The 22,261-nt window shown below is 68.1% G+C and carries 22 protein-coding genes and 1 tRNA gene; 13 read left to right on the top strand and 10 right to left on the bottom strand.

What is annotated here, in order from left to right:
* Positions 1–228, top strand: a 228-nt coding sequence (locus tag EK403_RS03565) for a DUF2842 domain-containing protein (protein WP_245479480.1), incomplete at its 5' end; no start/stop codon positions are given.
* Positions 229–374: 146 nt separating this feature from the next.
* Here the strand turns inward: EK403_RS03565 and EK403_RS03560 are convergent.
* Entirely contained in the window at positions 375–1,433 is a 1,059-nt protein-coding gene (locus EK403_RS03560; protein WP_128776123.1) for a polysaccharide deacetylase family protein, read from the bottom strand.
* Positions 1,434–1,757: 324 nt separating this feature from the next.
* Here EK403_RS03560 and EK403_RS03555 point away from each other — a divergent pair, with 324 nt between their 5' ends.
* From EK403_RS03555 to EK403_RS03540, 4 genes are all read left to right on the top strand, one after another.
* The gene (locus tag EK403_RS03555) at positions 1,758–2,339 is read left to right on the top strand and encodes a TadE/TadG family type IV pilus assembly protein (RefSeq protein ID WP_128776122.1); all 582 of its coding nucleotides are present in this window, start codon (positions 1,758–1,760) and stop codon (positions 2,337–2,339) included.
* Entirely contained in the window at positions 2,339–2,905 is a 567-nt protein-coding gene (locus tag EK403_RS03550) for a TadE/TadG family type IV pilus assembly protein (RefSeq protein ID WP_128776121.1), read from the top strand. Before EK403_RS03555 ends, EK403_RS03550 begins: the two co-directional genes overlap by 1 nt.
* On the top strand, positions 2,905–4,317 hold the full coding sequence (locus EK403_RS03545; RefSeq protein ID WP_128776120.1) for a TadE/TadG family type IV pilus assembly protein: 1,413 nt from the start codon (positions 2,905–2,907) through the stop codon (positions 4,315–4,317). The genes EK403_RS03550 and EK403_RS03545 overlap by 1 nt, the downstream gene beginning before the upstream one ends.
* 139 nt (positions 4,318–4,456) lie before the next feature.
* The gene (locus tag EK403_RS03540) at positions 4,457–5,659 is read left to right on the top strand and encodes a GNAT family N-acetyltransferase (protein WP_128776119.1); all 1,203 of its coding nucleotides are present in this window, start codon (positions 4,457–4,459) and stop codon (positions 5,657–5,659) included.
* A gap of 24 nt (positions 5,660–5,683) precedes the next feature.
* Here EK403_RS03540 and EK403_RS03535 read toward each other — a convergent pair whose 3' ends face one another.
* Entirely contained in the window at positions 5,684–8,071 is a 2,388-nt protein-coding gene (locus tag EK403_RS03535) for an exopolysaccharide transport family protein (RefSeq protein ID WP_128776118.1), read from the bottom strand.
* Positions 8,072–8,259: 188 nt separating this feature from the next.
* Here EK403_RS03535 and EK403_RS03530 point away from each other — a divergent pair, with 188 nt between their 5' ends.
* The 4 genes from EK403_RS03530 (at position 8,260) to EK403_RS03515 (ending at position 12,901) form a co-directional block, all read left to right on the top strand.
* A complete protein-coding gene (locus EK403_RS03530; protein ID WP_128776117.1) occupies positions 8,260–8,802 on the top strand; it encodes a polysaccharide biosynthesis/export family protein in 543 nt (180 codons plus the stop codon).
* Between the two features lie 87 nt (positions 8,803–8,889).
* A complete protein-coding gene (locus tag EK403_RS03525) occupies positions 8,890–10,041 on the top strand; it encodes a glycosyltransferase family 4 protein (protein WP_128776116.1) in 1,152 nt (383 codons plus the stop codon).
* A gap of 83 nt (positions 10,042–10,124) precedes the next feature.
* On the top strand, positions 10,125–11,633 hold the full coding sequence (locus tag EK403_RS03520) for an undecaprenyl-phosphate glucose phosphotransferase (RefSeq protein WP_128776196.1): 1,509 nt from the start codon (positions 10,125–10,127) through the stop codon (positions 11,631–11,633).
* Positions 11,630–12,901, top strand: coding sequence for an O-antigen ligase family protein (locus EK403_RS03515; protein ID WP_245479478.1), 1,272 nt, complete (start codon positions 11,630–11,632; stop codon positions 12,899–12,901). Before EK403_RS03520 ends, EK403_RS03515 begins: the two co-directional genes overlap by 4 nt.
* A gap of 3 nt (positions 12,902–12,904) precedes the next feature.
* Here EK403_RS03515 and murJ read toward each other — a convergent pair whose 3' ends face one another.
* The 6 genes from murJ to EK403_RS03485 form a co-directional block, all read right to left on the bottom strand.
* Positions 12,905–14,425, bottom strand: a complete 1,521-nt coding sequence (gene murJ / locus EK403_RS03510) for a murein biosynthesis integral membrane protein MurJ (protein ID WP_128776115.1) — start codon at positions 14,423–14,425, stop codon at positions 12,905–12,907.
* An 86-nt stretch (positions 14,426–14,511) separates the two neighbouring features.
* On the bottom strand, positions 14,512–15,597 hold the full coding sequence (locus tag EK403_RS03505) for a sulfate/molybdate ABC transporter ATP-binding protein (protein WP_128776114.1): 1,086 nt from the start codon (positions 15,595–15,597) through the stop codon (positions 14,512–14,514).
* A gap of 16 nt (positions 15,598–15,613) precedes the next feature.
* Positions 15,614–16,480 carry a sulfate ABC transporter permease subunit CysW gene (cysW, locus tag EK403_RS03500; protein ID WP_128776113.1) on the bottom strand — a complete coding sequence of 289 codons (867 nt, stop codon included), beginning with the start codon at positions 16,478–16,480 and terminating at the stop codon, positions 15,614–15,616.
* Positions 16,470–17,300, bottom strand: coding sequence for a sulfate ABC transporter permease subunit CysT (gene cysT / locus EK403_RS03495; protein WP_128776112.1), 831 nt, complete (start codon positions 17,298–17,300; stop codon positions 16,470–16,472). The genes cysW and cysT overlap by 11 nt, the downstream gene beginning before the upstream one ends.
* Positions 17,301–17,459: 159 nt before the next feature.
* The gene (locus EK403_RS03490; RefSeq protein WP_128776111.1) at positions 17,460–18,476 is read right to left on the bottom strand and encodes a sulfate ABC transporter substrate-binding protein; all 1,017 of its coding nucleotides are present in this window, start codon (positions 18,474–18,476) and stop codon (positions 17,460–17,462) included.
* Between the two features lie 111 nt (positions 18,477–18,587).
* Positions 18,588–19,037 (bottom strand): RrF2 family transcriptional regulator, encoded by a 450-nt coding sequence (locus tag EK403_RS03485; protein WP_128776110.1) that lies wholly within the window; start codon positions 19,035–19,037, stop codon positions 18,588–18,590.
* A 368-nt stretch (positions 19,038–19,405) separates the two neighbouring features.
* Between EK403_RS03485 and EK403_RS03480 the strand changes: the two genes are divergently transcribed.
* From EK403_RS03480 to EK403_RS03465, 4 genes are all read left to right on the top strand, one after another.
* Positions 19,406–19,483: transfer RNA gene (locus EK403_RS03480), tRNA-Pro, on the top strand.
* Positions 19,484–19,539: 56 nt separating this feature from the next.
* Entirely contained in the window at positions 19,540–19,719 is a 180-nt protein-coding gene (locus EK403_RS03475) for a hypothetical protein (protein WP_128776109.1), read from the top strand.
* 103 nt (positions 19,720–19,822) lie between these two features.
* A complete protein-coding gene (locus tag EK403_RS03470) occupies positions 19,823–20,086 on the top strand; it encodes a hypothetical protein (RefSeq protein ID WP_128776108.1) in 264 nt (87 codons plus the stop codon).
* Between the two features lie 83 nt (positions 20,087–20,169).
* Positions 20,170–20,535 carry a response regulator gene (locus tag EK403_RS03465; protein WP_128776107.1) on the top strand — a complete coding sequence of 122 codons (366 nt, stop codon included), beginning with the start codon at positions 20,170–20,172 and terminating at the stop codon, positions 20,533–20,535.
* 9 nt (positions 20,536–20,544) lie between these two features.
* Here the strand turns inward: EK403_RS03465 and EK403_RS03460 are convergent, their stop codons facing one another.
* Complete coding sequence (locus tag EK403_RS03460) at positions 20,545–21,489, bottom strand: YVTN family beta-propeller repeat protein (protein WP_128776106.1); 945 nt, start codon at positions 21,487–21,489, stop codon at positions 20,545–20,547.
* A 4-nt stretch (positions 21,490–21,493) separates the two neighbouring features.
* Entirely contained in the window at positions 21,494–22,024 is a 531-nt protein-coding gene (locus EK403_RS03455; protein WP_128776105.1) for an SRPBCC family protein, read from the bottom strand.
* Between the last annotated feature and the right edge of the window lie 237 nt (positions 22,025–22,261).

Here is a 22,261-nt window from a genome sequence, read left to right as displayed (position 1 = left end):
AGCGACCCCGGCCCCGCCATGCCGCCCCGCGTGAAGAAACTGATCGGCGGGATCGCGCTGGTGCTCGGCGTCGTGATCTACGCGCTCGTCGTGGTGATCGTCGGTCAGGTCCGGCTGGCCCAGTCCGGCGCCGCCGTCCAGCTCGCCTTCTTCGCCTTTTTCGGCCTGATCTGGATCATCCCGGCCGCGCTCCTCATCCGCTGGATGGAGCGCGTCGACAGGCGCTGATCGATGAACGCCGCCCTCATGTCCCGGCCTTGAGCCGGGACCCATTGAGCGCGCTGCATTCCGGACGAACCAACGTCGGCGATTTCTTGGAGAACACGGAGCCGAATGGGTCCCGGCTCGAGGCCGGGACATGAGCGATGCGCCGGCTACGCCCGCCCCGTCAGCCTCCGCGCCGCCCGCATCATCGCGAAGGGCGCTCCGGACAGCAGCGCGTCGACCGCGGCGCGGGTCTGGAAATGGCCATTGAGCGAGACGCGCGGCAGCGCCGTCGGCGCCGCGGCGTGCGAGGCGTCGAGATGGCCGGGCCGCGTGGTCACGGCGCTGTCGAAGCCGATCTCGTCCGCGAGAGCATAATCGCGCGCGCCCGCGGCCGACAGATCGCCGACCGGATAGGCGAAGTGCCGTGGCGTCCGGCCGAGCGCCTGCGCGATCGCCTCGCGGCTCTCCGCCATCTCGGCGCGCGCGACCTCTGCCGGGTGTTTCGCCAGCATTGGATGGGTGACGGTGTGGGCGCCGATCTCGACCAGCGGATCGGCCGCGACCTCGCGGAGCTCGTCCCAGCGCATGCAGAGATCGCGCGCGAAGGAGAGCGGATCGATCCCCTGCTCGAGCGCGAGCCGCTGCGTCTCCGTTCTCAGCCGCTCCTCCGGACCCGCGCGCAACGCCCAATAGATCCGCGACCAGGCGGCGTCCTTCTCGCGCGGCGTGGCGCAGGGGAGCCGCTCGTTCCCGGCGCCGAGGTCGATCGCGATCTCCGAGGCGCGGGCGAGCGCGGCTTCGAGCGCGAGCCACCAGATGTCGACGCTGCCCTCCGCGAAGCCTGACGCCACGTAGAGCGTCGCCGGCGCGCCATGGCGGCGCAGGATCGGCAGGGCCTCATCGCGGACGTCGCGATAGCCGTCGTCGAAGGTGACGTGCAGGAAGGGTCGCTCCGACCGTCCCGCGCGGACGCGTGCGAGGGCCTCGTCGAGCGTCACGAAGTCGAAGCCGAGTTCCGTTGCGCGGCCGAGCGCGAGGTCGAGGAAGGCCGGCTCGACTTCGAGCAGACGGTTCGGCGCGAAGGAGCGGCCGTCCCACTTGCGGACGTGGTGGAGCGTCAGGATCAGGCCGAGGCCGCGCGTGCGGGCGCCGAGGGCGCGGTTCGCGCCGACGAGGTCGAGCGCCGCGAACGCCGCGCGAAACAGTCGCGTGCGCGCTCCGCTCATTCCGGTCCCCGATCGTAGGTCGCGGCTACTTTCGGCGCCGACGGTAAACGAAGTCTTGCGAGGCCCGCAGAACTCGCCGCGCGTCGACCCACGCCGCGGATGTCGACAATTTGAGGAGATTTCGCTGAAGCTTGCGCGCCCGGCGTCGGTCGCAGAAACGGCCGTCGCCGCAAGAATGAGGGCCTCCGGCCGCTCCGACGGCCTCCTTCCCAAGCATTTTCAGCGGAATTGAAGCTGATTTTACACGATCGACTTCACGGATTGTATAAGGTTCCCTCCATAGCGTCCGGCCTTGAGAAAAGAACCGATCTCAGCCGCGAAGCCATGATCCCGTCCCGTCTCCACCGCCGCCTCTTTCGGCCGTTCGGCCGCGACGCAAGCGGCGCGACCGCGCTGGAGTTCGCCTTGATCGGCCCGCCGCTCGTCCTGATGCTTTGCGGCGTCGTCGAGCTTGGCCTGATGCAGGGCGCGCAGGCGGTGCTCGACAATTCCGTGTTCGCGGCGAGCCGCGTCGGCAAGACCGGCTTCAAGGAGGCGGGCAAGACCCAGGCCGACGCGGTGTCAGCGGCGATCAAGACGGCCGCCTCCAAATATCTCGACCCGGCTAAGATCCAGGTCACCAGCAAGGCCTACACGGACTACAGCGACATCGGCCAGCCCGAGCCGTTCACCGACACCAACAAGAACGGCAAGCGCGACGCAGGCGAGTCCTTCACCGACACCAACGGCAACGGCTCCTACGACGTCGATCGCGGCAAGGGCGGCCTCGGCGGCGCGACCCAGATCGTCGTCTACACCGCGACCTATAACTGGCCGATCTCGACCCCCTTCATCGGCAAGCTCATCGGCAAGGACGGCGCTCGCGCGCTGAAATCCGAGATCGCCGTCAGGAACGAGCCGTACTGATGGCCCGCCCCGCGCTCATCTCCCGGCTCCGCCGGTTCCGCGGTTCGCAGGACGGGCTCGCCGCGATCGAGTTCGCCCTGATGGCGCCGGTGCTCGCGACCCTGCTGCTTGGCGGCTACGACCTGACGCGCTTCATCCAGGTGCGGTCGGGCGTCGACAAGGTCGGCTTCTCGGTCGCGGACGTGACCGCGCAGTACAAGGCGCTGAACTCCTCCACCATGGCGCAGGTTTTCCGGATCACGGGATCGAGCCTCAAATCCTACCGGTCCGGCGTCAACGGCGTGACGATCCTGACGTCCGTCTATCTCGACAACACGACGCCGAGGGTGCGGTGGCAGTGCTACAGCACCAACGGCTCGCAGTGGCAGAGCAAGATCGGCAAGGAGGGCGCGGCGGCGAACGTCGACAAGGCGCTGCTCGCCGACGGCAACGACAATCTCATCGTCTCCGAGGTCTTCTACCGGTACGAGCCGCTCTTCACCCAGTTCGTGACCGGGAACATCGACCTTCACACGCAGTCGCTCTATCGCCCGCGCCTCGGCGCGCTCAACACGAAGCCCTGCTGATGAGCACCTCGTCGAACGGGCCGCGCGCCCGCCTTGCCCGCCTCGCCCGTTCGGAAGACGGCGTCGTCGCCCCCCTCATCGGCCTGATGCTGCTGGTGCTGATCGGCTGCGTCGGGCTCGCGGTCGACACCGGCCGGGGCGTGCTGGTCAAGGCCCGATTGTCCGACGCGCTCGACGCCGCAGGTCTCGCGGTCGGCGCAAGACTCAGCACCACGGATTACAACGCCGACGCGAAGCGCTTCGTGCAGGCGAACTTCGCGGCCGGCTATTCGGGCGCGACCGTCACCTCCGTCACCGCGACGCCGAACGCGACGAAGAGCGTCATCACACTGAGCGCCGAGGCCGAGATGCCGACGGCCTTCATGCGGATCTTCGGAACAAAGCTGGTGAAGGTGAAGGCGACGTCGGAGGTCACGCGCGCCGCGACGGGCCTGGAACTAGTGCTCGCTCTCGACAACACGGGCTCGATGAGCAGCAGCATGCCCGCGCTAAAATCTTCCGCCAAGTCGCTGCTCAACATCCTCTATGGTGGACAGGCCGAGGCGGACGACCTCTATGTCGGCCTGGTGCCCTTCTCGCAGACAGTGAACATCGGGCCCGCCGTAGCGAACCACTTGGCCTGGATGGACCCGGACCCCGCCAACGTCGCCCTGAAGCCGTCGGGTTGGTCGGGCTGCATCGAGGCTCGCGCATATTCCGCCAATCAGCGGACCCGCGAGCTTGACACCACGGACGCCCCGCCGACCCTCACCCCTCTCGATAAATCGACGCTGTTTAGATACTATAAATATCCCAATCTTGATCCAAGTTCTCCTTGGAGCAACTTTTTCTACGAGTACAATAAAGAATACAATAAATATTGCCCGTCGCCCATGCTGCCCATGACCAAGAAGAGGGCGACGGTCGAGACCGCCATCGACAACATGAAGGATGGCGGAAACACCCACGTCAATCTTGGCGCTGTGTGGGGATGGAGGATGCTCTCGCCGAGGTGGCGCGGGAAGTGGGGCGGGGACATGTCCCTGTCGGGACTCCCGTTGGACTACAACACGCCGCGCATGAGCAAGGCGCTCGTGCTGATGACCGATGGCGCCAACACGATGAGCGCCGGCCTGGGCGGCTACACGGCCTACGGCGTGCTGAGCGAAAAGCGACTGGGAACTGATCAGGAAGCGCAGGCGGTCAAGAATCTCAACGCACGCCTCACGGAGGTCTGCAACTCGGCCAAGAGCGCCAGCGTGATCATCTACACCGTCGCGTTCAACATCCCGAAGAACAGCGAGATCGAGAAGTTGATGCAGGCGTGCGCGTCGAAGGCCGAGTACTACTTCCCAGCCGGCAACGAGACGGCGCTCAAGGACGCGTTCAAGACCATCGGCGACTCGCTGTCGAACCTGCGCGTGAGCAAGTGACGCGGGGCGCGAGGCAAGGAACGGCGCCATGATGCCGCGTAGCGCCCTTTCTGCGACGCGGCCGCAGTATCTCCAACCCAGAGGCAAGGCTCCCTGCGACCGCGGGGAGCCGAACGCCGCCACGCATCGGATCGCCGGCATGATGAAGACCGACCGGCTCCCCGCTGCGCCGGGCCAGGCCTATGCGACCGTCGAGATCCATCGCGACCTCTCCGAGGTCGCGGCCCTCTGGACGGCGCTCATGCCCGAGGCGCTCGCCACGCCCTATCAGAATCCTGCCTTCCTTCGCGCCTGGGTGGATCACGCCGCGGGGCCGGAGGGCGTCGAGCCTCTCATCGTGGTGGCGCGGGACGCCTCCGGCCGGCCGGTGGCGCTGCTGCCCTTCGGCCTGAAGCGTCGAGCGGGAATCAGGGTCGCGCGTTTCCTCGGCGGCAGCCACGTCAACTACAACCTCCCGGTCATCCGGCGCGACAGCCTCGCGGCCTTCGCCGGAGGCGACGCGATGCGTCTGCTGCGCGACGCCGCGAAGATCGCGCGGATCGACGCCTTCGCGCTGTCGAACCAGCCTCACGTCTGGGAGGGCTTCGACAACCCGTTCGCCGCGCTGCCCCGCCAGCCCTCCCCCGACGCGGGCTTCAGCGGCCCCTTGGCGCCGAGCCTCGAAGAACATCTGAAACGCTTCGTGTCGGCCAAGTCGCGTTCGAACCAGCGGCGCAAGATGCGCCGCTTCGAGGAGCTCGGCCATCCGCTCATCTACCGCGCCGAGACCGCCGCGCAGCGCGCGCGCTTGCTTGACGCCTATTTCGACCAGAAGGCCCGCCAGTTCGAGATGCGCGGCGTGGCGAACGTGTTCGAGCGTCAGGGCGTCCACGAGTTCCTGGCCGACGCCTGCGGGCTCAGCGGCGCCGCGCCCACCGTCGAGATCTACGGGTTCGAGCTCGACGGCGAAATCATCTCGGTGACGGGCGGCCTCGCCGACCGCGGCCGCTACTGCGGCATGTTCATCTCGATCACCAGCGGCGAACGGGCGAAGTACAGCCCCGGCGAGATGCTGATGAATTTCGTGGTCGAGGATTCGATCCGCCGCGGCCTGTCGATCTTCGACCTCGGCGTCGGCGCCGCTGCCTACAAGAAGATGTACTGCCCAGACGCCGTGCCGCTGTTCGACTCGATCTTCGGCGTCACGCTGCGCGGGCGCGCCGCGGCGGCGGCGGTAGCGGGAGCGGCGGCCGCGAAGGCGCGCGTGAAGGCAAGTCCCCGCGCCTACGCGCTGCTCGATCGCGCGCGCAAGGCGATGGCCGGACGCAGAAGCGCCGCATCGGCCGAAGACCATCACTCCTGAAGGCGATCGGCGCTCGCCGCGCGGTCAAGCGGCGAGCGAGCGGCCTCCGGGCGTGCCGCCGCCGTCGGTGATCAGCAGCACCACCACGTCGTCGATGCCGTTCGCCCTGAGCCGCTGATGCGCCTCGACGGTGACGGCGTCGGCCGCGCCGGCGTTCGAGACCAGCACGGCCGCGCCGCAATGCGCGGCGAACGCGTCGGAGCCGCCGGGGCCGCTCGGCGTGGTGATCATCACGAAGTCATAGGTGAGCGCGAGCGCCTCCAGCACGATGCCGAGGCGGGACCGCGCCGCCGGGTCGAGCCGCTCGAAAGGCTCCGCGCCCTGCGGCACGAGGTGGACGCGCGAACCGCGGTCGCGGTGGATCGCCTGCGCGAAGGTCGCGTCGCCGGACAGGAGTTCGGCGAGGCCCGGCCCCTCCTCGCCATTGCGCGCGCCGCCCGCCGCGTCGACCGCGACGACCCGGCGGCCGGATTCGGAGATCGTCGCCGCGAGCCGCGCCGCGACGCTCGCGACGCCGAGGTCCGGCGTGGCGCCGGTCGTGAGAATCCTGAGCGCGCCGTCGCCCGTCGGCATCGCGGCGAGCTGGCGGGCGAGCGCCGCGACCAGCGCGGCGTCGGCGAACTCGATGGTCGCCGCGCGGGCCGTAGGACGGCCGAGCGAGGTCGCAGGGCTGAGCTTCGCAGGGCTTGGCCTTGCGGCGGCGGTCGCTCCTGCCGCGGTTGCGACCGCGGCGACTGCCGGAGCTGCTCCCGCAGACGATCGGGCGCCAGGCGCGGTCTTCGACGGCTCGGGCGCTTCGGGCGCGACAGGCTCCGGAGCGACGGCGGACGCCGATGCCAGCACAGGCGCAGTCTTCGCCTCTTCGGGTTTCGGCAGATCGGGCTTCGGATCGTCGTCACGGCCGGCCTGCGGCTCCGGCGCAGGCGTCGGCGGCCCGGAGGACGGCATGGGCCCCTGGAGCCGCCCGAAAGCCGGCTGTTCGCCAAGCGCAGGCGGCGGCCCGTGGTCGATCTCGCGCGATCGCCGGCCGCCGCCGAACAGTTCGGCGGCGGCCGCGACGAAGAGCGCGAGCACGAAGACGCCGAGCGTCGCGAGCGCGACCGTCGCGGTCTTCTTCGGAAAGTAGGGCTCGGTTGCCGCGGCGCCGCGCGAGATCACCCGGGCGTCGGCAAGCAGCGCCTCCGGGTTTTCGCGAGCGCTCGTCTCGCGGTACCGGGTCAGCATCTGCTCCAGCAGGTCGCGCTGCGACCGCGCCTCGCGCTCGAGCGCGCGGAGCTGGACCTCCTGGTTGTTGGCGGTCGCGGCCGTGGTCTTGAGCTGGTCAAGCTGCTTGGCGAGCGCCGACACCCGAGCGCCTGCGGTCTTGGCCTCGTTGTCGAAGGCGCGGGCGAGCTTGTCGGCCTCGGAGCGGATCTGCTCGTCGAGCCCGGACAGCTGCGCCGAAAGCTCGCGCATGCGCGGATGCTGGGGCAGCAGCGTCCGGCCTTCGCTCGCGATCTGGGCGGCGAGCTCGGAACGGCGCTGGGAGAGCTGGCGCACCGTCTCGGAATTCGCGATGTCGAGCGCCTCGGCGGGCCGGCCCTGCTTCAGCACGGTGCGGATCATGTCGGCCTTGGCCTGGGCCTCGGCCTGCTGGGTGCGGCTCGTCGAGAGCTGATTCGACATGTCGCCGAGCTGCTGGGCCGCGACCGTCGTGTTGTTGGTGCCGACGAGCAGCCCGGCCTTGGCCCGGAACGCCTCGACGCGCTCTTCGGCCTCGCCGACGCGGCCGCGCAGATTGGCGATCTCGTCGGAGAGATACTGGCTCGCCTGGCGGTTGGTCTCGCGCTTGGAGTCGCGCTGGATGTCGAGATAGGCGTCGACGAAGCCGTTGACGATCCGAGCCGCCGAATCGGCGTTCTGGGAGACGAACTCGACGCCCACGACACGCGAGCCGGACACCGGATAGACGCTCAGATTCGCGGCGACCCGGTCGACCACGCGCTCGTTCATGGGGAGCGACCTGGCCTCGCCGCCGAGCCCGACGAAACCGAGAATCTTGGAGATGAGGCCGGGACCCTTCGGGCCGAATTCGGGGTCCTTTGAAAGGTCGAGGGACTTTACGACCTGACGAACGAGGTCGCGCGACTGAATCAGCTGGACCTGGCTCGCGACCGCCTGCTCGTCCGGCAAGGAGAGACCACGCTCGCCGCCCGGCGCCGCGCCCTCGCGATTCTCGATCAGGACGAGCGCGCTGGAGCGGTAGAGCGGCGCGGAGATCTGCACGAAGGCGATCGCCGCGATCGCCGCCAGCAGAGCCGGACCGAGGATCCAGAACTTGCGCCGCCAGATGCCCTGGCCGAGCGCGCGCAGATCGATCTCGCCGCTTTCAGACGCCTCGCCGTCCCTGTGGTGGGCGCCGCTCTTGGCCATTCCCGCTCCTCGATGCGCGCCGTCACCGCGGTCTCGACCCTGGCAATCGAGCACGATCATGGTTGCCGGCCGGTTAACCGGCGGCTCGCCGGCCGTTAACCGCAGAACCGATTGTTAACCCTGCCGGTGTAACGAAGCATAAACCTTGACCCGACGGGGGCGTCGTCTTGAAACGGTCGCGGCGTCTTATGCTCGCGCTTCTCGCAACGGCCGCGCTCGCAGGCTGCGCCGCGCCTCGCGCGGTGCCGCCGCCGCTCGCGGCGGCCTTCGACGAACCTTACGCGCTCGCAAGCGGCGACCGGCTGCGCGTCAACGTGTTCGGCCAGCAGAACCTCAGCAATTCCTACGCCGTGGAGCCCGATGGCGCGATCGCGATGCCGCTGGTCGGCCGCCTGAAGGTCGAGGGCCAGACCTCGGACCAGGTCCGCACCGGAATAGAATCCAAGCTGAAGAGCGGGTTCCTGCGCGATCCTAACGTTTCGGTCGAGATCGAGTCCTATCGCCCGTTCTTCATCCTCGGCGAGGTGACGCAGTCCGGCCAGTATCCTTACGTCGCCGGCATGACGGCCCAGAACGCGGTGGCGATCGCCAACGGCTTCAGCCCCCGCGCGGTGCAGAACAGGGTGGAGCTCACCCGCCGCATCGGCGACCGGGTCTACAAAGCCGAGGTGCCCCTCACCTATCCGATCCGACCGGGCGACACGGTCACGGTTCTGGAACGCTGGTTCTGAACGTGTCCGGGCCGAATCCGGCCGTGGTGACGGGCGCTTAGGGTTTCGGGCTTAGGCATCTCCGGAACACTCCTATCGCGAGCCTCCATGTCCGACGCTCAGCCGCTGCGAATCGTCCATGTCGTCCGCTCGCCCGTCGGGGGCATCTTCAGGCACATCATCGACCTCGCCGAGGCGCAGTCCGCCTCCGGCCACGCCGTCGGCGTCGTCTGCGACAGCCTGACGGGCGGCGCGTTCGAAGACGCGAAGATCGCCGCGGTCGAGCCCCGACTCGCGCTCGGGGCCGTGCGCCTTCCGATCGCCAGGAACATAGCTCCGTCCGACGCTCTCGCGCTTGTGAAGGTGCGCGGCGCGCTTTCTCCGCTGAAGCCCGACGTCATCCACGCCCACGGCGCCAAGGGCGGCGTTTTCGGCCGGCTGGTCGGCGCGTGGCTCGGCCGGACGCGGCCTGTCGCGCGATTCTACGCCCCGCATGGCGGCAGCCTTCATTACGAGGCGACGTCCACGGAGGGCCGGCTCTATTTCGCGGTCGAACGGGCGCTCGAGCGGATCACGGATTCGCTGATCCATGTGAGCGCCTATGAGGAGCGGATCTTTGTCGAGAAGGTCGGGCCGCCCCGCTGCCCGGCGGCCGTGGTCCGCAACGGGCTGAGGCCGGAGGAGTTCGAGCCCGTCGCCCCTGCGGCCGAGGCCGCCGACTTCCTTTATCTCGGCATGCTGCGCGACCTGAAGGGCGTCGACGTGTTTCTCGACGCGCTGAAGCTTCTCGCGGACTCAGGCCGCAGGGCGAGCGCGGTGATCGTCGGCGACGGTCCCGACGAAGCGAAGTATCGGGCCTTTGTCGACGCCGCCGGCCTCAAGGATCACGTGCGCTTCCGCGCCCCCATGCCGGCCCGCGAGGCGTTCGCGCTCGGCCGGGCGATCGTGGTCCCCTCGCGGGCCGAATCGATGCCCTATGTCGTGCTGGAGGCGATCGCCGCGGGCCTGCCGATGATCGCGACGCGCGTCGGAGGCATTCCGGAGATCTTTGGCCCCTATTCCGATGCGCTCATCCCGCCGGGAGATTCGGCCGCGCTCGCCGCGGCCATGGCCGAGCTCCACGCTTCCCCGGAGGCCGCGCGAGAGGCCGCAGAGGCCCGCAGGCGACATATCGGCCACGAGTTTTCTCTGAAAGAGATGTCTTCGAGGATCGAAACCATTTACCGCGATGGCATCCAAAAGCGGAGAAACCTTGGTTGACGGGTCGCCGTAAACCGTTGGTGGGATTTTAAGGGCATAGTGGCCTCGCTCACATTCGGAGCGAGAAAGTGGCCGACGTGTCGATGGTGCAATTCAAGGTCCGCGAACCGGCGCCAGAGCCGGCGACGCCGCGGCAAGCTCGACTGAACGAACAGGCCCGCGAAATCGCGGAACGGTTCAGCGCTGCCTCGATCTCGCAGGTGCTGCTCGTCGGCGCGGTGCGGGTGATGGACGTCGCCATCGTGGTGGGCTCGGGCCTCGTCGCCCACGAATTCGCGTTTCCGGGCGCCGTGCCGATCGCCTGGCCCTATCTGCTGGCGATGGCGATCGGCGTCGCCCTCTCGGCAATCTTCGCGCAGGCCGCGGACGCCTATCACGTCGTCGCCTTCCGCAATTTCGGCGGCCAGCTCGGCCGGATTCTCGGCGCATGGACGCTGGTCTTCGCGGGCTTCGCCGCAATCGGCGCCTATTTCGACTTCGGCGGCGCCGTGCAGCGCGACTGGATGGGCTACTGGTTTCTTTTCGGCGGCGCGGGCTTCGTCATCGGCCATAGCGTGCTGGTCGTCCTGGTGCAGCAATGGGCGCGCGAGGGTCGGCTCGGCCGCAAGGCGGTGATCGTCGGCGGCGGCGAGCCGGCCGCGGACCTGATCCGCTCGCTCGAGTCGACGCCCGGCAACGACGTCAACATCTGCGGCGTGTTCGACGACCGATCGAACGATCGCTCGCCTCCGCTCGTCGCCGGCTATCCGAAGCTCGGCAACATCGCCGAACTGGTGGAGTTCGGGCGGCTCGCCCGCGTCGACCTGCTGATCGTGACGATCCCGGTCAGCGCCGAGGGCCGCGTCGCCGAGATCCTCAAGACGCTCTGGGTGCTTCCCGTCGACATCCGGCTGTCGGCGCACACCGACAAGCTGCGCTTCCGTCCGCGAGCCTATTCCTATCTCGGCGCGATCCCGATGGTGGAGCTCGCCGAGAAGCCGATCCAGAACTGGGACTTCGTCGCCAAGCGCGCCTTCGACGTCATCGTCGGCTCGCTCGCGCTCATCGTCCTGGCTCCGCTGATGATCGGAACCGCGATCGCGATCAAGCTCGATTCGAAGGGTCCGGTGTTCTTCCGCCAGAAGCGATACGGCTTCAACAACGAGGTCATCGAGGTCTTCAAGTTCCGCTCGCTGCGCCACGAAATGTCGGACCCGGAGGCCAAGACGGTCGTGACCAAGAACGATTCGCGGGTGACGCGGGTCGGCAGGTTCATCCGCAAGACCTCGATTGACGAGCTGCCGCAGCTGTTCAACGTGCTCAAGGGCGAACTGTCGCTGGTCGGCCCCCGCCCGCACGCCGTCAACGCCCACACCTCGCAGCGCCTCTGGAACGATGTGGTTGACGGCTATTTCGCGCGCCACAAGGTCAAGCCCGGCGTCACCGGCTGGGCGCAGATCAACGGCTGGCGGGGCGAGGTCGACAATCAGGAGAAGCTCAGGAAGCGCGTCGATCACGACCTCTATTACATCGAGAACTGGTCGATCCTGTTCGATCTGATGATCCTGCTCAGGACGCCCTTCGCGCTCGCCAAGGCCGAGAACGCCTATTGAGCGCCGTCGGCGCCCTGCGGTCCGACAGCCCGCCGCGCCGCTTCCGCCTGACCACCGAAGACGTCCGGGAGGGGATCGTCTGGCTCGCCGTGGCCACGAGCTTCTTCGTGATGTTCGAGCCGGCGGCCTATGACCTGCTGATCGTCGGCTCGCTCGTGCTGTTCGCCTTCACGGGCCTGAAGCTGCCCCGCACGCTGCTGCCCTTCCTGTTGCTCGTCATCCTCTACCAGCTCGGCGCGGTGGTGACCCTCAACAAGGTCTTCGACCGCCCCGACACGCTGAAATGGACGATCGTCGGCATCTTCCTGGCGGCCACGGGCGTGTTCTTCGCGCTGTTCCTCGCCGAGCGCACGGAGGAGCGCGCGCGGCTGATCGCCAACGCCTGGCTCGTCGCCGGCGTGATCAGCGGCGGGCTCGCGATCATCGGCTATTTCCACCTGGTCCCGTTCTCCGACAAGCTGCTGCTGTTCAGCCGGGCCAAGGGCGCGTTCAAGGACCCGAACGTCTACGCGCCGCATCTGATCTTCCCGGCGCTGGTGCTCATCCAGCGGCTCTATTCGAGCGACCTGAAGCGCTCGCTGATCTGGCTCGCGCTGCTCGGCGCCGTCATGGCGGGCGTGTTCCTGTCGTTCTCGCGCGGCTCCTGGGGCCACCTGATCGCCTCCGCCGCCGTGATGACGACGTTCACCATCCTGGTCGCGCCGTCGCCCGGCAGCCGCGCCCGCATCCTTGTGACCTGCATCGCGGCGGCGGGCGCCGGGGCCTTGCTGATCATCGGTCTGCTGCAGATTCCGGCGGTCGGCGACCTGTTCGCCGAGCGCGCCAGCCTCGAGCAGAACTACGACGTCGGCCATGGCGGCCGCTTCTCGAACCATGTGATCGGGTGGCGGATCGCGCTCGACCAGCCGCTCGGCATCGGCATCTTCCAGTTCGGGAAGGTCGTCGGGGCCGACGTCCACAACACCTATCTCAACGGCTTCCTGTCCTATGGCTGGCTGGGCGGGATCTCGCTGATCGTCATGACCGCGCTGACGCTGGTCTTCGGCTTCCGCTACGTCCTGGTCGCGACGCCGTGGCGGCCGGTCTTCATCTGCTGCTTCTCGACCTGGATGGTGCTGATGGTCGAGGCGGCGGTGATCGACGTCGACCATTGGCGCCATCAATGGGCGCTGCTCGGCATGACATGGGGGTTCGTGGCCGCGAACGCCGCCTGGGAGCGGCGGCGCGCCGCCGAACCGACGGGCTCGACCCGCGCAGTTCCGGGCTGACTCTCAACCGCGAAGCCTGCGGGCGATCACGTAACCGGCGGCCGCGAAGGCGGCGTAGGCCAGGACCCCCGCGACGCCGATCATCGCGGCCGGCGCAAGATCCGGGAAGGCGGGGATCAGCCCGCGCGCCGCGTGCGCGGACTCGAGCGACCAGAGGATCGCGGCGACCGAGGCCGCGGTCGCGATCGTCACGGACGCGATGTTGATCCAGAAGCGGCGGTCCGGCGAGAAGCCGTCGCGGCGGCGGAGCAGCACGACGAGCAGCGCGAGGTTGATCCAGGCGCCGACCGAGGTCGCGAAGGCGAGGCCGGCGTGCAGGAACGAGCCGATCAGCAGGAATTTGAGCGCGACATTCGCGATCGTCGCGACGGCGAGCGCCTTGACCGGCGTCGCGGTGTCGCCGGAGGCGTGGAAGGCCGGCGTCACGCAGCGCAGCGCGACCACCGCCGGCAGGCCGAACGCGTAGGCCTGGAGCGCGGCGGCGGCCCCGGCCACGGCAGCGGCGTCGAACGCCCCTCGCCCGAACAGCGCCGCGACCACGGGGCCGGGCGCGGCGGCGAACAGAGCGACGAAGGGCAGCGTCATCAGCAGCGCGCCCTCGAGCGCGCGGTTCAGGCGGTCACGCGCGCCTGCGAGGTCGTCGGAGGCGAGGCGGCGCGCGAGCTCCGGCAGCAGCACGGTGCCGACCGCGATGCCGACCACCGCGAGCGGCAGCTGGTAGAGCCGGTCGGCGTAATAGAGATAAGAGACCGAGCCGGACGGCAGGAAGGAGGCGAGGATCGTGTCGGCGAACATCGCGATCTGGACGCCGGCCGAGCCGAGCACCGCCGGGCCGAAGCCGGTGAGGAAGTTCTTCACGTTGGCGGTGAGGCGCGGCAGGCGCAGCCCGAGCGAGACGCCGGAGCGGCGCATGTCCCACCACACCAGCGCGAGCTGCGCGAAGCCGGAGACCAGCACGCCCCAGGCGAGCGCGTGGGCGACGGTCGGGAACCAGCCCGCGGCCATCAGCGCCGCGATCATGCAGATGTTGAGCAGGATCGAGGCCGAGGCGGCGGCCGCGAAGCGGTCATGGGCGTTGAGCACGCCCGCGACCAGCGTCATGGCCGAGATCAGCAGGAGATAGGGAAAGGTGATGCGGGTCAGCTCCGCGGTCAGCGCGAGCTGCGGCGGGTCGTCGGCGAAGCCCGGCGCCAGCGCCGCGACGACAAGCGGCGCGAAGATCAGCGCGGCCACGAGCAGCACGGCCTGCGCCAGCAGGGTGATGGACAGCACGTCCTCGCCGAAGGCCTTGGCGGCGCCCTCCCCGTCGCGCGTCAGCGCGCGGGCATAGCGCGGCACGAAAGCGGCGTTGAACGCCCCTTCGGCGAAGATCGCCCGAAAATGGTTCGGCAGGCGGAACGCCACCATGAAGGCGTCGGCGAGCGGCCCGGCGCCCAGCAGCGCCGCCATCATCACGTCGCGCACGAAGCCGAAGGCGCGGCTGAGCAATGTCAGCCCGCCGACAGACGCCGCCTTACGCCACATGAAGGGTCATCGCGATCCGGAACCCCGCCCGCGCGAATCCGCGCGCGCGGAGAGTAGCGGTCGCGAGCGCTTGGGAGTAGTGCGCCTCAGGCAGCCTTGGCTTCCCGCGCCAGCCCGAGCTTCGGCGGCTCCTTCTCTTCGGGGAAGATCGCGAAGCGCCGGAAGGCGAGGCCGACCTGGTCGCCGACGGCGATCTCCGCCTCCGGGGGCAGCAGCGCCTCGACGCGGGTGTGGCGCTCGCCGACCGCAATGTCGACGCGGCGGTACTGGCCGGAGCGGCGCAGCGTCATGACGCGTCCCGAGACCACCGACTCGCTCTCGTCCGCGAGCCGCACGTCCTGCGGCCGCACATGGACGCGCGCCGCCCCTTCGGGCGCGTCGACGGGCCCGAGAACGAGCGGGGCACCGTCGAGCATCGCCCTGCCCCGCTCGATCGTCACCGGCAGGGCCGTCGAGTCGCCGATGAAGGCGTAGACGAAGGGGTTCGCGGGCTCGTCATAGATCTCGTCGGGGCTGCCGACCTGCTGCAGGTCGCCTTTGTGCAGCACCGCGACCCGGTCGGCGAGCTCCATCGCCTCCTCCTGGTCGTGGGTGACGAAGACGGTGGTGTGGCCGGTCTCGTCGTGGATCTGGCGGAGCCAGCGGCGGAGCTCCTTGCGGACCTGCGCGTCGAGCGCGCCGAACGGCTCATCGAGCAGCAGAACCTTCGGCTCGATCGCGAGCGCCCGGGCGAGCGCCACGCGCTGGCGCTGGCCGCCCGAGAGCTGCGCCGGGTAGCGGCCCTCGAGGCCGTTGAGCTGCACGAGGTCGAGCAGCTCGAGGACCCTCTTGCGGATATGGGCTTCGGGCGGCCGTCGATCCCGGCCGCGCACCCGCAGGCCGAAGGCGATGTTGTCGAACACCTTCATGTGTCGGAACAGCGCGTAATGCTGGAACACGAAGCCGACATTGCGATCCTGGACGCGCCTGCCGAGCGCGTCGACGTCGCCGAACAGGATCTGGCCGCCGTCCGGAACCTCGAGCCCCGCGATCGCCCGCAGCAGCGTCGTCTTGCCAGAGCCCGACGGCCCGAGCAGCGCGATCAGCTCGCCCGAGCGGATGTCGAGGCTCACGCCGTTCAGGGCCGGGAAGGCGCCGTACTCCTTGCGGAGGTTGCGGATCTTGAGCTCCATCGAAGGCTCCTCGAACTCAGTGGCGGTGCGCGGCGGAGATCTGGTCGCCGTAGCGCCATTCCAGCCCGGACTTGATGGCGAGCGTCACGAGGCCGAGGCCCGCGAGCACGGAGGCCGCCGCGAAGGCGGCCACGAAATTGTAGTCGTTGTAGAGGATCTCGACCTGCAATGGGATCGTGTTGGTGAGCCCGCGCAGATGTCCGGAGACGACCGAGACCGCGCCGAACTCGCCCATCGCGCGGGCGTTGCAGAGCAGCACGCCGTAGAGCAGCGCCCAGCGCACGTTCGGCAGCGTCACCGACCAGAAGGTGCGCCACCCGCCTGCGCCGAGCGAGAGCGCCGCTTCCTCCTCGCTGGTCCCCTGCTCCTGCATCAGCGGGATCAGTTCGCGGGCCACGAAGGGGAAGGTCACGAAGATGGTCGCGAGCACGAGGCCGGGCACGGCGAAGATGATCTGGATGTCGTGTTTGACGAGCCAGGGGCCGAGATAGCCGTTGGCGCCGAACAGCAGCACATAGCACATGCCCGAGACCACGGGCGAAACGGAAAACGGCAGGTCGATCAGGGTGATGAGGAAGCTCTTGCCCTTGAATTCGAACTTCGCGATCGCCCAGGAGGCCGCGAGGCCGAACACGATGTTGAGCGGCACCGCGATCACCGCCACGAGAAGGGTGAGTTGGATCGCCGCGATCGTGTCGGGGTCCTCGAAGGACTCGAAATAGGCCGCGATCCCGTTGCGCAGCGCCTCGGCGAACACGGCGTAGAGCGGCAGGATCAGGAAGAAGCCGAGAAACGCGATCGCGATCACGGTGATCGCGAAGCGGGCGGCCGGGCTTTCGGCCGTCGGGCTGTCGAGCCGCATGGCGGGGGCGTCAGCGGGCATGTCCGAGCCTCCGGCGCGACCAGGCTTCGATCAGGTTGATGGCGAGCAGCATCAGGAAGGAGATCGCGAGCATGATGGTCGCGATCGCGGTCGCGGCCCCGTAGTCGAACTCCTCGAGCCGCATGATGATGAGCAGCGGCGCGATCTCCGAGACGTAAGGGATGTTGCCCGCGATGAAGATCACCGAGCCGTACTCGCCGACCGCGCGCGCGAAGGCGAGCGCGAAGCCGGTGAGGAGCGCCGGGATCAGCGTCGGAAGGACGACCCGCAGGAGGGTGGTGGGCCGTCGCGCCCCGAGGGTGGCGGAGGCCTCCTCGAGCTCGCGGTCGAGGTCCGCCAGGACCGGCTGGACGGTCCGCACCACGAAAGGCAGGCCGATGAACACCAGCGCGACGAAAATGCCGAGCGGCGTGAACGCGATCTTGAACGGCGCGATCGAGCCGATCAGGCCGTTCGGCGCGTAGATCGCCGAGAGCGCGATGCCCGCGACCGCGGTCGGCAGCGCGAAGGGCAGGTCGACGGCCGCGTCGAGCAACCGCTTGCCCGGGAAGGAATAGCGCGTCAGCGCCCAGGCGACGATCAGGCCGAACACGGCGTTGAGCGCGGCGGCCGCGAAGGACAGGCCGAAGGAGACGCGCAGCGCCGCAAGCGTGCGCGGCTCGGTCGCGAGCGCGAACAGTCTCGCGGGGCCGAGCGATCCCGCCCACAGGACGACGGCGGCGAGCGGGATCAGGATGATCAGGCAGAGATAGAACCAGACGAAGCCGTAGGTCAGGCCAAACCCCGGAATGGCGCTCGGCGTGCGGAAGCTCGAACTCATGCGGGAGGGCCGATCCTGGCTCGCGGCGGTCGTTGGGCGCCTAGCGCCCGCGGCGGCGGCGGTGGTCGCGTCGGTCAAGAAAGCTCCCCGGTGGTCGTGACGTGAAAGGACCGCGGCCGGAAGCTTCGGTCGCGGCCAGTACAGGAGGGAGGAGGCCGCTTACTGGGGCCTGTAGATCTGTTCGAAGGAGCCGCCGTCGCCGAAATGCTCGCCCTGGGCCTTCGCCCAGCCGCCGAAATCCTTCTCGATGGTGACGAGCTTCAGGTCCTTGAAGCGCGCGACGTCTTCCTTGTCGGCGAGCTCAGGCTTGATCGGCCGGTAGAAGTGCTTGGCGGCGAGCCGCTGGCCTTCGCGGTCGTAGAGCAGGTTGAGATAGGCCTCCGCCTGCTTGCGGGTGCCGTTCTTGTCGACATTGGCGTCCACCAGCGCGACCGGCGGCTCGGCCAGGATGGAGATCGACGGGTAGACGATCTCGAACTTGTCCTCGCCGAACTCCTTGAAGGACAGGAAGGCCTCGTTTTCCCAGGCGAGCAGAACGTCGCCGATCTCGCGCTGGGCGAAGGTCGTGGTCGAGCCGCGGGCGCCGGAATCGAGCACCGGAACGTGCTTGAACAGGTCGCCGACAAAGGCCTTGGCCTTGGCGTCGTCGCCGCCGTTCTTCTCGCGGGCGAAGGCCCAGGCCGCAAGGTAATTCCAGCGGGCGCCGCCCGAGGTCTTCGGGTTCGGCGTGATGACCTGGACGTCCGGCTTCACCAGATCGTCCCAGTCCTTGATCGCCTTCGGATTGCCCTTGCGGACCAGGAACACGATGGTTGACGTGTAGGGCGAGGAGTTGTGCGGCAGTCGCTTCTGCCAGTCGGCGGGCAGTTTGCCGCTCGCCTTTGCGATGGCGTCGATGTCGGCCGCCAGGGCGAGGGTGACGACGTCGGCGTTCAGCCCGTCGATCACCGACCGCGCCTGCTTGCCCGAGCCGCCATGCGAGACCTGAACCTTCACCGTCTCGCCGGTCTCCGCCTTCCAGTTCTTCTCGAAGGCGGCGTTGAAGTCCTTATAGAGCTCGCGGGTCGGATCGTAGGAGACGTTGGTCAGCTTGGTCTGCGCTGCGGCGGGCGTCACGAAAAGCGGCGCGGCGAGAGCAAGCGCGGCGAAGATGAGCGAGGCGCGGCGGCGGGTCATGGACTGATCTCCGATAAGGCGACGCCAAATACACGACACGCTGAGTCGGGATTGTCAACGCAACAGAGCGTCTTTCTATAGATTTTGTTCCATCGTTGATTTATCGGGCGATCAGCTCGATAGCTGGAGGCGATCCGTCGTCTCCGCCGGCGCGTCGATCGCGTCCTTGAGGGTCGTGCGGTCCATGATCTCGACGGTGGTCTCGTACATGTCCTGAAAAATCCGGCGGACCGTGCAGTTCGCCTCGTCCGCGCAGTCGGAGCAACGCCGATAGGCGGTGCGCGACAGGCAGGGCAAAGGGGCGAGCGGGCCATCGAGGAGCCGTAACACACGGCCGAGGCCGATCGACGACGGCGGCTGGGCGAGCAGGTAGCCGCCATCCTTGCCGCGACGGCTCTCGACGAACCCTGCGCGCCTGAGCTCGATCAGGATCTGCTCGAGGAAACTCTGCGGGATGGTCTCGCGCGCGGCGAGATCGCGGATGGAGGACGGCTTGCCCTCCGGGGCGCGACCGAGGGCGACCAGCGCCTTCAGGGCGTATTTGGCCTTTTGCGAGATCATCCTGCGCCCTGTTGCGGAACCTGTCGCCGCTTAGCAGAACGCGAGGCCCGGGGAAAATTCGGGCGGATTCTAACGCTTTGACCGCACCAAGACAGCAAGAAAAAAGCCCGGCCGTTCCCTGTCGGCCGGGCTAAAGCGTTCGAGCGATTTCGGCGTGAAGAGGGGCGGTATCCACGGCCGGCGCCGGCATGCGGCGAGGGGATCATGCTCGATCGACCGGACTCATAGAGTTGGTCGCCTGAACGAAAGCTAGGCGGGCCATTCATCCGCCATTCATCCGCCGTTCACCTGCTCGGCCTGGCGGCTTCGGCGACCGCTTGCGCCGCAGTGCGACTGGCGCTAGAGCAACGGCGCCCCGCCTGGGGCGTCGGAGCGTGGCGCAGCCCGGTTAGCGCACTAGTCTGGGGGACTAGGGGTCGTGGGTTCAAATCCCGCCGCTCCGACCAAATCGTTTCGCTAGCGGAACCGCTCCTGCGGCCCCGTCGCTCGCAGGACATCAGGAATGAATGAGTACCGATCGCTTCTCGAACGTATGAAGACGGCCCAGGCGGAGCTGCTCGCAGCCGCCGCGAAGGCCGCCACCCTTCCGTCCGACGGAGCGCTGAGGAAGATCGCCGATCTCGAGATCGCCATCGGCGCGCTCGAGCATCTGATCGACGAAGGCGCGCTTCCGAAGCGATAGCCATCCGTAAATATTTTGTGAAACGCGGCCCGTGGGTGGGAACTCACGAGCCCGTCCCGCGTTGTGGTCGCAGTTTTCAGCAAGTCACTCCTGCGGACATACGATGTTTTACGTATATCGGATCGGTCAAGATAGCAATGATCAGGCGATCATCGTAGACGATCGCCACGAAGAAGTCTCGGGCTCGCCTGAGACTAAGGCAATTGATTCTCAATATGGCGAAGGCGATATCGATTTCGTCGACGACTCTTTGCTGAACCCGGCGCCTCACAATGCGATCGAACAGCAGTTGCTGCGCGGCGATGTGATCGGTCTCGCGCTGATGTCGGGTGCGATCATCTGGAGCGCGATGGGCGCTTTCGGATAAATGGGTCAGAAATGCGGCGGCTACATTGACCCGCCGCCATATCGGGACAGTTATGGCGTCGTGACCATAGCGCGAGAGTCGGCGTGCGCGTTCTCTATGTCGATGACGAACCCGACATAAGAGAAATCGCACGGATTTCGCTCGACCTCGACGAGGGCATGGAGGTCGAGACCGCCGCTTCCGGAGCCGAGGCGATCGAGAAGGCCGTCGCTTGGCGCCCGGACGTCATTCTGCTCGACGTGATGATGCCCGACATGGACGGGCCCTCGACCCTCGCCCGACTGAGGGCGCGCAACGACACCAGCCGCATTCCGGTCGTCTTCATCACGGCCCGCACCCAGGCGCAGGAGGTCGAGCGCTTCAAGGCGCTCGGCGCCTGCGCCGTCATCCCGAAGCCGTTCGACCCGATGCTGCTGGCGGCCCAGGTTCGGGCCGCCTGTTGCCGATGAGGCGGGCGGTCAGGGCGTGACGCGGATGAACGAGCCGAAGGAGCGCGGCCCGTTGCCTGTCGTCATCTCGCGCGTGACCTTGAGCGTCGCGACGTCGATTTCGCTGAGAGTGTTCGAGAACCAGTTAGACACATAGACGAACCGGCCGTCGCGCGACGCCTCGATGCCCTCCGGGTACTCTCCGACCGGAATTGTGGCGACCGGCTTCAGGCTCGACAGGTCGAACACCGAAACCTGCTCCTGATATTGATCGGTCACGAAGCCGCGTCCGCCCGCCAGCGCCACGGCGTAGGGCCTGTCGCCGACCTTCACGCTGCCCACGACCTTGCGGGCGGCGATGTCGATCACCGAGACGTCGTTGGTGGCGACGTTCGCCGTGTAGGCGCGCTCGCCTTTGGCGTCGATCGTGACGCCGAACGGCCGGTCGCCGACCCGGAGCTGCGCCACTCGTTTCGCGCTGGCGACGTCGACGATCGAAACCTCGTTGGAGTCGCGGTCCGCCGACAGCAGCAGCTTGCCGTCCGGCGTGACCGCGAGGCCGGAGGGCGACAGTCCGACTTCGATCGAGCCGGTGACCTTCCGGGCGACGGGATCGACCACATGGATCTTGTGGGCGTACCAGTCGGCCACATAGACCAGCGACCCCGAAGGATGCGCCGCGACGCCGAGGGGCCCTCCCCCGACATCGATCTTCGCGACCACCTGGCGCGCCGCCGCGTCGACGACGTTGAGCGCCTTGCCCTCGGGCGAGGTGACGTAGACGCGCGCGCCGTCCTTCGAGACGGCGACCCCGGCCGGTCGGCCGCCGATCGGGATCGTGGCGAGCGTCTTTCCGCTCGCGAGATCGATCACCGACAGGTCGTCGCTGGACTGGTTCGTGACGAAGGCCTCGTCGGCGCGGGACGGACCCGCGACGACGAGGCAGACCGCGGCGAGGAGCGCGCCGAGACGCAAAAGCTCAGCTCCCGCCTTCGACCTTCTTCTTCAGATTGTCGAGGCCGGCGCGGTAGAGCCCGCTGACGGCCTTGAGCGCGGCCTCGTCGCTGAGCTCCGGCGGCGGATCGTTGTTCGGGAAGCCGCGATAGAACGCGCCGTCCCAGGTCACAGTGGTCTTGTCGCCCTCGCCCTTGACGATGATCTTGGACGAATAGTTCGAGACCGGCAGCACCTTCACGTCGACATTGGTGATGCGGTACGAATACATCATCTTGTCGGCGGCGTACTGGTTGAGCTCCTCCTCGACGATGGCGCCGCCCTTCAGCGTGATCTTCCGCTTGGCGCCCTTCTCGGCGGCGGCGTCGCCCTCGGTCTTCTCGACGGGCGGAAGCCAGCTCATGTCGAGCCAGTTGCCGACGACCTTCCAGACCTTGTCCGGCGAGGCGTTGATCTCGACCTTCTGCTCGGTCTTCTGGCGCGTCGGGCCGTGGGCGTCGGCCGCGCCGGCTGCGCCGAGAACAAGCGCGGCGGCTGCGAGGAGTTGAAGCTTCATCCTTGTTGCGTCCTTTTTCTTCCTCCGCGCCCGCCGCGGCGCGGCCGGCCTACGGGCGCTTGTCGGCCATGCTCGGCCGGGGCGGCATAGAACCACCGGCCGGCGCCGCGATAAAGGCCCGCCCACTGGTCCCTTCGACGCACCCGCGCCGCATTCCCGGGCCCCAATCTTTTGGGCTATGTCCTAGATGAAGCTTCGTTTCCGAACCCACCCAAAACTCCTCAGCCGGGAGAGTCC

Origin of the sequence: Hansschlegelia zhihuaiae (genome assembly GCF_004103825.1) — a bacterium.
Lineage (GTDB): Bacteria > Pseudomonadota > Alphaproteobacteria > Rhizobiales > Methylopilaceae > Methylopila > Methylopila zhihuaiae.
The sequence above is the reverse complement of the archived record's forward strand: the minus strand, read 5'-3'. Positions and strand labels throughout refer to the sequence as shown.